The sequence below is a fragment of the Aeromonas sp. EERV15 genome (assembly GCF_900079845.1).
Classification (GTDB): domain Bacteria; phylum Pseudomonadota; class Gammaproteobacteria; order Enterobacterales; family Aeromonadaceae; genus Aeromonas; species Aeromonas sobria.
In genome coordinates, this window is sequence record NZ_FKKY02000002.1 from 1 (window position 1) to 12,031 (window position 12,031).

The 12,031-nt window shown below is 61.6% G+C and carries 8 protein-coding genes; 6 read left to right on the forward strand and 2 right to left on the reverse strand.

The genetic code is table 11. From position 1 onward, the window contains the following. Positions 1-180: 180 nt before the first annotated feature. Together BN4575_RS01830 and BN4575_RS01835 are read right to left on the reverse strand one after the other, a co-directional pair. Positions 181-4,005 (reverse strand): autotransporter assembly complex protein TamB, encoded by a 3,825-nt coding sequence (locus BN4575_RS01830; RefSeq protein ID WP_068976905.1) that lies wholly within the window; start codon positions 4,003-4,005, stop codon positions 181-183. Positions 4,006-4,066: 61 nt separating this feature from the next. Continuing rightward, positions 4,067-5,842 (reverse strand): autotransporter assembly complex protein TamA, encoded by a 1,776-nt coding sequence (locus BN4575_RS01835; RefSeq protein WP_068976906.1) that lies wholly within the window; start codon positions 5,840-5,842, stop codon positions 4,067-4,069. Positions 5,843-6,356: 514 nt separating this feature from the next. Between BN4575_RS01835 and BN4575_RS01840 the strand changes: the two genes are divergently transcribed. From BN4575_RS01840 to BN4575_RS01865, 6 genes are all read left to right on the forward strand, one after another. Next, entirely contained in the window at positions 6,357-6,731 is a 375-nt protein-coding gene (locus BN4575_RS01840) for a hypothetical protein (RefSeq protein WP_043818464.1), read from the forward strand. 133 nt (positions 6,732-6,864) lie between these two features. Next, complete coding sequence (locus BN4575_RS01845) at positions 6,865-7,143, forward strand: peptidylprolyl isomerase (protein WP_005334269.1); 279 nt, start codon at positions 6,865-6,867, stop codon at positions 7,141-7,143. A gap of 179 nt (positions 7,144-7,322) precedes the next feature. Next, entirely contained in the window at positions 7,323-7,997 is a 675-nt protein-coding gene (locus tag BN4575_RS01850; protein WP_068976907.1) for a DUF1499 domain-containing protein, read from the forward strand. A 25-nt stretch (positions 7,998-8,022) separates the two neighbouring features. Beyond that, the gene (locus BN4575_RS01855; protein WP_068976908.1) at positions 8,023-8,604 is read left to right on the forward strand and encodes a carboxymuconolactone decarboxylase family protein; all 582 of its coding nucleotides are present in this window, start codon (positions 8,023-8,025) and stop codon (positions 8,602-8,604) included. Beyond that, positions 8,604-10,757 carry an FAD-dependent oxidoreductase gene (locus BN4575_RS01860; protein ID WP_068976909.1) on the forward strand — a complete coding sequence of 718 codons (2,154 nt, stop codon included), beginning with the start codon at positions 8,604-8,606 and terminating at the stop codon, positions 10,755-10,757. Before BN4575_RS01855 ends, BN4575_RS01860 begins: the two co-directional genes overlap by 1 nt. A gap of 17 nt (positions 10,758-10,774) precedes the next feature. Next, positions 10,775-11,986: an ABC transporter substrate-binding protein gene (locus BN4575_RS01865; RefSeq protein ID WP_068976910.1), complete on the forward strand. Its 1,212-nt coding sequence runs from the start codon at positions 10,775-10,777 to the stop codon at positions 11,984-11,986. Positions 11,987-12,031: the final 45 nt, after the last annotated feature.

Below are 12,031 nucleotides of genomic sequence, written 5' to 3' on the forward strand. Positions count from 1 at the left end.
GCCTTGCTGGCGTGGAGGAAGTCGAGAGCTTGAGCGATACGCATAAAAAATCCGAAACCAATCAACAGGTTTCGGATTTTCACACATCAGAAGGATCGGTCAATGGATCCTTAACTGATCGGCATTAGAGGCATGCGCCTCCCGTTTACTCTCATCTCTGCCCTGTTACAGGGCGAAGCGTTACAGGGTAAAGCGATAGAAGATATCGACCGCCTGGGCTACCCCGCTCATCGCCTGCAGATAGAGCCGTGGCAATACCTCGTAGCGCAGTTTGAATTCGGCGATAGGGCTGAATACCCCGACCCCGTACTGGAACTGCAAGCCCGGCAGCAGATAGGCCGACAGGGTCACTTGAGTGTTGTCACCACTGCCCGCGGTATCGAGGGAAACATCGCTCATCCCCAGCGACTCGCCAATGCTCGACACCACGCCGTTGGCCTGACTCACCGCACCGGCCACCAGCAGGCCGTTGAAACCGCCATCCTCACCGCCGGTCTGCAACCCTTTGCCACGCAGCAAATAGGAGAGCTGTTCCGACTGCGCCATCTGCGGCTCTGAGTAGACATTGATCTCCGGCTTGCTGGCAGGGCCGGTCACCCGCACCCCGACCGTTACCTGACCCTCGATGGTGGCAGGGTCACGGTTAGCCTCGATGTTGAGGAACGGCCGATCCAGCGGACCGGAGAAGAGGATCCGCCCCTCCTTGATGATGAGGTTCTGACCGTAGGCTTTGAAGCGACCATTGGTCAGCACCAGCTGGCCATTGCCTGCCAGTGGCTTCTCAGGATCCTGCCGAAGATTGATCCCGCCGGAGACATCGGTCTTCAGCCCCATGGCATCGATCTTCACATCACTGCCCAACCGGATCGCCACCTTCATCGCCAGCGGTAAACTGGCCTGCTGGGGCGCGGGAGGCAGATCGTCATAGACCACAGTCACATCGTCAGAGACCGCCACCGCCGAATCCGGCAGGCTCTTGACCAGAATGCGCGCCCAGGGAATATCCACCTGACCGGTAATGCGGGTCTCCTCACCGAGCGACACGGCGATATCGGGAGAGACTCTGACCCGACCCATGCCCGGATATTGCGCTTCCAGATCCTTGCCCTGAATGGTGAGGCTGCCGCTGACCGGCATCTTGGCCCAGCTGAGCCAGCCGCCCAACGCCAGCGGTCCCTTTCCCACCAGCATGGAGCCATCAAGCTCGGCACGGTTGCCCTCGATCTTGAGGCGGGTCACCAGCTTGGTCAGGGTCACCATGTCGGAGTGGGTCTGCACTTCACCGTCACGCAGGTTGAGCTGACCAAACAGCAGGGGGGCCGCCAGAGTGCCGTCGAAACGGGCATCGGCGGAGATGATCCCTTGCAAGGAGCGCACCTCAGGGATCAGTGGCGCGAAGGTATTGAGCTTGAGATCGTCAAACTTGAGCTGACCGCCGAGCAGACCGCGACCGGCAGGCTCCTTGATCAGCAGGTCGGTATCGATATTGCCGATCTGCTTGGAGGCAAAATCGAGGCGAATTGCTGCCTGCTGCCGCTCGAAATCCAGGGCCAGAGCCAGCTGCTGATAGTCAGTCTTGAGGCCATCGGCGACAAAGGTGCCCGGCGTGGTGCGCACCACCGCATGCAAGGTCGGCTGATTGCCGTGCCAGCTGGCACGGCCGTCGGCCGAGAGCATCGCCTGCCAACGGAAGTTGTCCGGCAACCAGGGGCGCAGCCGCTTGAGATCAAATTCGCTCAGGGCAAACTCCAGGGTGCCTTGCGCAGCGGAGACCTGACTCCCCTTGACGCAGAGGCTGGCACCTTGGGAGCCGAGGCAGAGATCCCCCATCGCCAGCCGCTGACGCGGCAGATCGAGATCCAGCGCCCAGGGGGAGCTCAAGTCCCAACGCCGCAGCGGGGTTTTCAGCTGCAACTCGGAGAGCGCCCCGCGCCAGTGATCCCCGCGCACGCCGCCACCCAGCTTGAGGTTGGCCGCCAGCGGGTCCCCCTTCATGGTCAGGGTCAACAGATGCTGACTGATATCGCCGCTGAGGTTCAGGGCCAGCTGACTAAGCTTGGTCTCACCCTGTTTCAGCTGCGCCACCAACAGCGAGAGCTCACCGGCCGGTTTGGCACCGATCGCGGCATTGCCCTTGAGGCTAATTCCCTTCAGGTCAGTACCGGCATAGTAGAGCCGGTCGGAGGCCAAATCTGCATCGATTTTTGGCGTCTGCTGATTGCCGCTCACCTTCACCTGCCCTTTGATATCCCCTTTCAGGCCGGGATAGATGCCCCCCAGCTGGGGAGCCTGCAGGTTGGCATCAAGCTTCCACTGGGCGCTGCTGATACTGCCCTTGGCCTGCAGTTGGTTGGGGCCACTTTGCAGCGAAAGCGCCGGGATCTGCCACTCCATCTTGTCGTTGCCGCTGAGCTCCCCTTTTAGGGCCAGCGGGTACTGATTGAGCTTGCCATCCACCTTGAGCTTGGGCAGTTTCAGCTCCCAGTGGCCCGCCTCGTTCATCACGAAACGGCTCTCCAGCTCGCCGGCCAGCGTCCCTTTCAGCTCAGGCACCAGCTCGGCCGGATTGATCCCCTTGAACAGGGTGGTCCCCTGCCACTCGATCCCCTTGTTCCAGGCCAGCTTGCCATCGAGCTTCAGCTCCCCCTTGAGGGCGTTGAGCTGCAAGGCGATCTTGCTGAGCCGCTCCAGATCCCCCTTGCCGTCCAGCGCAAGCTTGAAAGGAGGCACATCGGTCCCCTTGCCGGAGGTATTGAGGGCAAACTGGTAGCCGGAGAGCTTGCCCTTGGCGGTCAGGCTCCCTTTATCCAGCCGATAACTCGGCTCATCTTTGGCAGGCTTATGCAATGGCCAGCCTAGGCTCTTCCAGTCGAGGGCCAAATCAAAAGGCAGATCCGGGTCGAGCGAGGCCAGAGAGCCCTTGAGATTGGCGGCGACCGGTCCCTTGGCCGACAACGCCAGCCCCAGCTTGCCGACCGAACCGCTCAGCGTCAGCTTGGACTGCTGCCCTTGCAGCTCACCATCCAGCAGCCCCTTGCGGGCCTTGGCATCCAGCGTCACCGCCAGCGGGTAGTCATCACTGAGCTGGATATGGCCCTTAAGCGCCAGATCGGCCATGGCGTGACGCAGCGAGAGCTCACGCACCTCGATGCGATCGTCTGCAGCAGTGGCAGAGAGCAGCAACTTGTCGAGCCCTTCGATCAGCTCGCCCTGCTGGTATTGCACCCGGGTCGCGCTAACCCCTTCCAGCTGGATGGGGAAAGGAAGGTGAATGGCGGGCAGGAGAATGGGGGCTGCCTTTGCAGTTGGTGCCCCTTTACCCTGTTTGGCGGTCTCGGCGCTGGCCTTGTCGGTGCGAGCCACCGCAGCCCCGGCTTGTTTCTCGTTCGCGGTCTTCCCGTTAACAGTCTTCTCGTTAACGGGATTGACGTTCGCTGTGGCTGGCTGCTTGGAGGCGGGGGCCGCGTCGTCCAGCGTCACCTTGAGGTTATCGAGCACCGGGCCGCGTACAATCAGCCCCTTGCGGTTGAGGGTGGCGCCGATATCGAGCGACCCCAGTGTCACGGCCACACCGGGCACTGCCAGATCGAGATCGGCCACCTTGAGGCTGTCGACCTGAATTTTGAGCGGCAACGGGCGCCAGACAAAGGGTTCGGAGGGCGCTTCCGGTACCGGCTCGGAGTCGGCTACCTTGACCACCGGATGGGTCACCGCCAGGGATTTGATCCAAAGCTTGCCCTGCAGCAACTTGCCCAGATCCCAGTCGAGCACGGCGCGATCCACCGTGACATCCACCAGCTCATCCTGCCAGCCGACCCCTTCCAGAGTCCAGCCATAGCCAAGCTGACCCGCCACCAGCTCCCCCTTGAGGGAAGGCAGCGCCCCCTTGGCCTGTTGCCACAACCACTTGTTGCCCTGATGGGTGAAGCCCAGCAGGCTGACGCCGATGAGCAGCAGGAACACCAGCCCCATCAGCCAGAGAAAAATGCGTTTTAGCCAGATCACAATGCAGACCCCCGCGCAAGATACAGCCGCAGCGGCCAAAGAAAAAAGCGTTTAGACAACATCATAATTCAGGCCCCAATGCGAAATGCAGCCGCAAGGGCTTGTCCTCCTCCGATACCCCGACCGCCAGATCCAGCCTGACCTGACCGATGGGGGTGACCCAGCGCACACCGACGCCGGTACCTATTTTCCAAGGCTCGCTGTAATCGGTGGTGGAGGTACCGCCATCCACAAACATGGCCCCCAGCCACTTCTCGCTGAAGCGATAGTTGTATTCCAGACTGGCCACGCTGGTGTAGCGGCCACCGGTCAGCTTGCCATCCGGCCCAGTGGGAGAGATGGTCTCGTAATCAAAGCCGCGCACCGTCTGATCGCCACCGGTAAAGAAACGCAAGGACGGCGGCACCAGCGAGAAGCTGTCACCTATGATGGCCCCCTGCTCGGCCCGCATCAGGAATCTGTGGTTATCGCCAAGAGTTCGCAACCACTTGCTGCGCCCCCACACCCGCATAAAGCTGATGTCGGAGCCCCATCTGGGGTCTGAGAACTCCAGCGTCATCTGCTGGCGATCCCCCCAGTCGGGCACAAGGGTGCCGCGCACCCGCAGTCGGGACCAGGAGACCCCGGGGATCAGCAGCAAGCTGTTCCCCTCGTCGGCGCCCTGGGTATAGATCTCGTTCTCCAGCCGAATAAAGACGTCCCGATCCCAGCTCTCCGGCCGTCGCGTCCAGCGGTGCACACCGATAGTGGTGAGATCGGAGCGGGTATCGTTGTTGTCCTTGTACTGGTAGCCGGTCTGGATGGAGTAGTAGTCGCGCAGCGGGTTACCCACCGGGATCTGGTAGTCGAAGCTGAGCTCGGCCTCCGGCGCCGACACCTTGGCGGTGGCAAACAGGCGGTGACCGTAGCGGTTGACCCAGGGCTTCTCCCAGGTGGCACTCATCCGCGGCCCTACGTCGGTGGCATAACCGATACCGGTCTCGATTTCGTGATCGACCCGGTTATCCAGCGTCACCGCGATGGGCACCCGATAGTTGCTCGCCTCGCTCAATACCGGCTTGATATCGACCTGACGGAACAGCTTGGTGGAGGAGACATCCTGCGACATCTCGGCCAGACGGATGGCGAGATAGGGGTCGCCGCTCTTGATGTTGATAAGCGGGCGAATAAGGTGAAGCGCTTCGGGGGTAGCATCGTAGCGGATCTCGCCAAAACGGTAACGATGGCCCGATTCGAACAGAATGAATATCTCTGCCGTCCCCTTGTCCGGGAACACCTTGACCTGACTCTTGCTCAGCTTGGCATCAAAGTAACCGCGGGCCAGCCCGAGGCTGCCCAGATCCGCCTTGATGGATTCATATTTCGCGTGATTGAGAGGCCCCCCCTCTTTGAGGGGCAACTTGTCCAGCAGGGCGCTGTAGAGCTCGTCGCTGCCCGCATCCCCCTCCAGCAGAATATCGAGGCGGGAGACGATGACCGGCTCCCCCTTGTCTACCTCAATCACCACTTTGGACGGAGTCTTCTTGTCGCGACTCAGGGTGATTTTCGGCTGGTAGTAGCCATAAACCTGCAGCGCCTTTTGCACGCTCTCGGTGATTTTGGCTCGAGCCGGGCGGTATTGCCGCTCCTGATAGACCGGCAGGGCATTGAGGTAGGCTTCAACGTTATCCTTGTTCTCCCCTTTCAACCCCTTGACCTGATAGGTGAGCTTGGCGGCAAACGCGGGCGAAGCCAGCAGCGACAGCAACAGGCCCACCCCCAGTACCCGCAGGCCGCGGCGAAACGCAGGGCCGGACAGTAAACTCCCTGCCAGCAGGGATGAAATGCATCCTGTCAAAGGTCAATATTCCTGAATCTGTGGTGAAGGAAACCAGCGCCCTTTCGGGCCAACCCCGAATGCGGCGCAGCACTCCATGCCGTGCATGGCCGTGACACAAAAATGCGCGCCAGAAAAATGGCGAACCTTATCCTAACATAGGCATCGGCCAGCGACAGCGCGGCGCCATTGGCAAATTCGCCATATCTTTTAAGAGGTTGACCACAAATCATACATTTTGGTGACAATGACGACGCCCACTTTCCCGATGGAAGCGAATTGACCTGCCCTGAACAAGGTTCACTTCGTCGTCAGACACCATTTGTCACCTCTCCCCCTCTCTTTACCACCAGAAACCCACCACGACAGAGTTTGTCGGCATCACCCCACCATCACCGTTTAACAGGCCCGGCACACCCTAAAGCCCGCCGTAGCGGGTGATTAAGAATTGCTCGTTCAGCGCAATCGAATTATCCCGCTGCCTTTGCAGACGTCCCTCCCTCACACTTGAACCATCAACTGAAGGAGACACATCATGCATGCACGTAGCGAACAGATGGCTGACTATATTGCCGATCGTCTCGAGTTCATCACCTTTCTCGCCTGTTGCAGCGCCCTGCTGGCCCTGCTAACCGGCATGAGTGGTCAGCAGGCGCTGGCCTTTACCGCCCTGAACCTGCCGTTTGGCCTCGGCATTCTGCTGGCGATGGCGCTGCTGGCCCCCCTGCCCGTCCACTGGCGGCTGCCGGGTATCACCTTGCTGCTGGCAGGTTGCGCCCTGATGACCCTGCAACTGGGAGGAGAGTGGCTCAATCCGCTGGCCATCTGGAGCCTCTACGCCCTGCTCGGGTTGGAGATCATCTGGCAAGCGCGTCCCCGCGCCGTGCTGGCCACCCGTGCTCGCCAGTAACAGGGCTGGCGTGCGCCAGTAAATGGCGGGCTGTGATGGCTGACGCCGGTGGCAAATTGGGGTACTCTTGCGCCCCGATTTGCTACCACCCTTGGCGTTAACAACCTTCGCCATCACTCCCAGGAGCGCCCCGATGAAAAAAGCCTGTGCCCAGCACATTCTGGTCAAGACCGAAAAACAGTGTCTGGAGATCAAGGAGAAGATCGAGAAGGGAGCCGACTTCGGCCAGATGGCCAAGCGCTTTTCCACCTGCGCTTCTGCAAAACGCAGCGGCGATCTGGGGGAGTTCAATAAAGGGGATATGGTCAAGCCCTTTGACGATGCGGTATTCAAGGGCGAGCTGCTCAAGGTACTGGGGCCGGTGCGCACCAAGTTCGGCTTCCATCTGATCAAAGTGCTCTATCGCAACTAAGTCATCGCAACTGACCATTCTCTCGGTGAAGCTCCCGTCAGGCGGGCTTCACCTCCCTCTGCATCCCCCTCGCAAAACTGACCAAAACCACGCCAAACTCTCATCAATTTACTAACGTTATCAGGTAATTAAGTTTATCCTTCTCGGCATTGTCCACATTCGACGATGGATCCCGTGCTATGCCCCGTTCTTGCTTGTGGCCCATACTGGCCTGGTTACTCCCGCTCGCTGGCGCCCTCGGCAGCCGCTTTCATCTCTGGCCCTGGTGGATCGGTTTTGCGATCTGTCTCATCGGAGCCCTTGTCTCCCTGATCTTGCTGGTGCGTCTGCCCTGGAGCCGTAACCGCTATGCCAGCGGCCTTGGCGCCTTGCCACTGCTGCTACCGCTGACCTTTGTGGCACAGGCGCTGCGCATGCCGCTGATCAACGATGTGAGCACAGATCCCTACAATCCCCCCCAACTGCGCTGGGCGGCAGAGCTCAGAACGGCGCAGGATCTGCCAATAAATAGCGCACCGCTGAAAGCAGTTGAGGCAAAACCCGGTCCTCTCTTTACCAGGGCCTCTCCTGCCGAAGTGGTGATTGAAGCCAACGAACTGATGCAGGAGCTGGGCTGGCAGGTACGACCCAGCCCCGACGGTCTGGATGCGGTGGTTACCACCGGCTGGTTCGGCTTTCAGGATGATGTGGCGCTGCGGGTCTTTGCTGGCCCCAAAGAGACCCGCATCGATATGCGATCAGCCTCCCGTCAGGGGCAAAGCGATCTGAGCACCAACCGGGCGCGGATCGAGGATTTCCTGACCCGCCTGAACGAGCGCCTCGGTCAGGCCTACAAACCCAATTTGAAACCGTAAGTGTGAAACAACAAGAAGGTAACTGATGCGCGTTGAGGTCAAACCCGACCGGGAATATGCCTGGTTCATCCGCCCCTTTTTCTGGCTGCAAAAGCGCAACTATGGTCAGGTGCTTATTCCGGGCAAATGCTGGGGCCGCTCGCCGCGCCTCTTTGCCGCCGTCGCCACCCTCTACGGGGTCATCAACCGCAAGCGCTCCCCCATCGATCCCGTGCTGCGCTCGCTGGTGACGGTGCGGGTCTCCCAGCTCAACTGGTGTCGTTTTTGCGTCGACATCAACGCCATGACCCTGGTAAAGAGAGCCGGTTCCAGCGAGAAGGTGGAGGCGCTGGCCAACTGGCGCGAAAGCCCCTTGTTTGACGAGCGGGAAAAAGCGGTGCTCGACTACACCGAAGCGATGACTGGCCTCGATGGGGTGAGCGATGAGCAGGCGGCCCGCCTCAAACCCTGGTTCGATGACGACGCCATGGTGGAACTGACCGGTCTTATCGCCTTTCAGAACATGTCGGCCAAGTTCAACGCCGCCCTCGATATCGCGCCGCAGGGCTTCTGTCAGCTGCCGGTGCAGCCGGAACGCCCTGCCAAGCCTGACAGCAAGGACGCCTGATGAACCGGACACGCCTGCTGCTTGCACTGGTGATGGGGGGCCTTATCGGCGCCTTTTTTGCCCTCGATCTTGGCCGTTACCTCAGTCTGGAGGCCTTGCAGGCCCAGCAGGCGGCAGTGGCGCAATGGGTTGACAGCCACTTTGTCTCGGCCAGCCTGCTGTTCGTGCTTATCTATGTGCTGAGCACCGCTCTCTCCCTGCCCGGCGCCAGCTTGCTCACCCTGGGTGGCAGCGCAGTGTTCGGCGTCGCCTGGGGATTGCTGCTTGTCTCCTTCGCCAGCACCATAGGCGCGACCCTGGCTTTTCTCAGCGCCCGCTTTCTGCTGCGCGACTGGGTCACCGCCCGCTTTGGCGACAAGCTGGCCACCTTTCAGTCCGGCATGGCGAAGGAGGGGGCCTTCTATCTGCTGAGCCTGCGCCTCATCCCCATCTTCCCCTTCTTTCTGGTCAATCTGCTGATGGGGCTCACCCCCATCAGAGTCAGCACCTACTACTGGGTGAGCCAGCTTGGCATGCTGCCCGGCACCTTCGTCTACGTACTGGCGGGCAGCGAGCTTGGCCAGTTGACCAGCACCGGCAATATCCTCTCCCCCGGCCTGATGGTGGCGTTGACCCTGCTGGGGCTGATGCCCTGGCTGGTCAAAAAATTGACCGCACACCTTGCGCAGCAGCGCCTGCTCACCCCCTACCGCAAGCCCGCTCGCTATGACTACAACCTGCTGGTGATAGGTGCCGGTGCAGGTGGGCTGGTCACCAGCTATATCGCGGCGGCGGTGAAGGCCAAGGTGGCGCTCATCGAGAAACACAAGATGGGGGGCGATTGCCTCAACAGCGGCTGCGTCCCCTCCAAGGCGCTGATCCGAAGCGCCCGCTTTGCCGCAGAGCAGCGTAAAGCCGACGAGCTGGGCTTTAGCCCAAGCCACTCCCGCGCCGATTTTGCCGCCGTGATGGAGCGGGTGGCTGAGGTTATCAAGGAGGTCGAGCCCCACGACTCCATCAAGCGCTATCAGGGGCTTGGAGTGGAGTGCATCGAAGGAGAGGCGCGGCTGATCTCTCCCTGGGAGGTGGAGGTTAACGGCCAGCGCCTTGCCAGCCGCCATATCGTCATCGCCACCGGCGCCCGGCCGCTGGTGCCCAAGCTGCCGGGGCTGGATCAGGTGCCTTACCTCACCTCGGATAGCCTCTGGCAGCTGCGCACCCCGCCGCGCCGCCTGCTGGTGCTGGGCGGCGGCCCCATCGGCTGCGAGCTGGCCCAGAGCTTCGCCCTGCTCGGCATTCCCGTGACCTTGGTGGAACTCTCGGAGCAACTGCTGCCCCGCGAAGAGAGAGAGGTCGCCGATGCGCTGGCCGGGCAGATGAGCCGCGATGGCGTGCAGCTACTCACCGGCTGGCGCGCCGAACGAGCCGACTATCTGCCCGCAGCCGAGGGGGATCTCCCCATCCGGCTGCAACTGCGCCGAGGCGATGAGACACAAGTGGTGGAAGGTGATCAACTGCTGCTGGCACTGGGTCGGACCGCCAATGTAAGCGGCTTCGGGCTCGAAGCGTTGGGGGTCGAGCTTGCCCCCCGCGGCACCATAGCGGTCGATGGCTTCCTTGCCACCAACTTCCCCAGCATACTGGCGGTAGGAGACGTAGCGGGCCCTTACCAGTTCACCCACTTCGCCGCCCATCAGGCCTGGTATGCGGCGGTCAATGCCCTGTTTGGCCAGTTCAAGCGCTTTCGGGCCGACTATCGGGTCATTCCGGCGGCCACCTACACCATGCCAGAGATTGCCCGGGTCGGGCTCAATCGCCAGGAGGCCGAGGCGCAGGGGATTCCCTTCGAGGCGACCCGCTTCGAGCTGGCCGAGCTGGATCGCGCCATCGCCGATGGGGAGCGCCACGGTTTTGTCGAGGTGCTGACCGTGCCGGGCAAGGATACTATCCTTGGCGCCACCATAGTGGGCACTCACGCCGGTGAACGGATCGCCGAGTTCGTGCTCGCCATGCGTCACCGCCTCGGCCTTGGCAAGATCCTCGGCACCATTCACGCCTATCCCACCCTGATGGAGGGGAACAAATACGTGGCGGGTGAATGGAAACGGGCCCACCAGCCCACCCGGGTACTGGCGTTGCTGGCCCGTTATCACCGCTGGCGCCGTGGCGCCTGACAACCAGAGAAACTTTCATGCTCAAGCCATTCTCACAGATCAGCTCACGCCTGAACTCTCAACTCAAGCAGCGGCTAAACGCCCTGCTGTGCGCCCTGCCACTGCTGGCCAGCGGCCCCCTGCTGGCGGCCACCCCAAACGGCAACTGGCAACAGACCCTTAAGGAGGCGAAAGGAGAGACCGTCTACTTCAACGCCTGGGGCGGCAGCCCGGAGATCAACGCCTATCTGGTATGGGCCGGGCAGGAGCTGGCGCGCGACTATCAGGTCAAGCTGGTGCAAGTGAAGGTGGATGACATCGCCCAGAGCGTCAGCCAGCTGCTGGCCAACAAACAGGCGGGCAAGCAAGCGGGCGGCCCCATCGATCTGCTCTGGGTCAACGGCGAGAACTTCAAGGCGCTCAAGGAGCAAGGGCTGCTTGGCGCACCCTTTACTCAGGAGCTGCCCAACATGGTGCTGGTAGACAGCAGCCTGCCGGTGAGTGAGGACTTCACCCTGCCGGTGGAAGGGCTGGAAGCCCCCTGGGGCATCGGCCAGCTCAATCTGATGGTCGATACCGAAGAGGTCACCAGCCTGCCCACCTCGGCAGCGGCCCTGCTTGCATGGGCCAAGGCCCATCCCGGCCGCTTCACCTATCCCAAGCCGCCCCAGTTTCATGGCTCCAGTTTTCTCAAGCAGATCCTGCTGGAGTTGACGCCAAACCCCGCCCCCCTCTATCGGGAGGCGACCGAAAGCGACTTTACCAAGCTCACCGCCCCGCTCTGGGCCTGGCTCGATGAGCTGCACCCGGCACTCTGGCGCAAGGGCAAGCTGTTCCCCACCAGCGCCGCCGAAACCCGCCAGCTGCTTGATGATGGCGAACTGGCGATGGCCATCAGCTTCAACCCGCAGGAGGCGCAAAGTGCCGCCCAGATTGGCGCCCTGCCCCCCAGCGTGGCTGCGGTCGCCATGGAGAAAGGCGCGCTCACCAACAGCCATTTTCTCGCCATCCCCTTCAACGCCAACGCCCGTGCGGGGGCCAAGGTGGTGGCCAACTTCCTGCTGAGCCCAGCGGCGCAGGCACGTAAAGCCAATCCGGCCTTCTGGGGTGATCCCAGCGTGCTACGGGCCGATGCGCTGCCTGACTCCGCCAAAGGGCAACCGGCACTGCGCTTCAAAGCGGTGGCCGAGCCTCACCCCAGCTGGCAGCTCAAGCTGGAAGCGGCCTGGGCCGAGCGTTACGGTCACTGATGAGTGCTGCTGGTCACCCGCATTCCTGCTCCCGACCGTGGCGTC